Raw genomic sequence first — 248 nt, 5'->3', positions numbered from 1 at the left:
CGGGCACGCCCATCCAGGCGCTAGTATGGGATTACCAGGGACGGTATACCGTGTACAATGTGCCCGGCGACCCCAGCCTGAAAACTTTAACACTGGATTATGAATTTATGGGCAATGACTATTTTGAATTATACGTTATTGATGACGGAACGATTGAACTCTACCACCCGGACAGCGGGACGTTGTACGAGTTCTCGGGCCGGGGCTACCGGCAATTCCTCAAGGATGCGGGCACAGACCTGCGCAAA

At 52.8% G+C, this 248-nt stretch carries 1 pseudogene; it reads left to right on the top strand.

Annotation, left to right across the window (positions count from 1 at the left end):
- Nucleotides 1–248 (top strand): annotated as a pseudogene (locus ACRHNM_RS17635) (nicotinic acid mononucleotide adenyltransferase); the annotation flags it as partial.

Source organism: Psychroserpens mesophilus, assembly GCF_050617655.1.
Taxonomy (GTDB): Bacteria; Bacteroidota; Bacteroidia; order Flavobacteriales; family Flavobacteriaceae; genus Psychroserpens; species Psychroserpens mesophilus_A.
The sequence above is the reverse complement of the archived record's forward strand: the minus strand, read 5'-3'. Positions and strand labels throughout refer to the sequence as shown.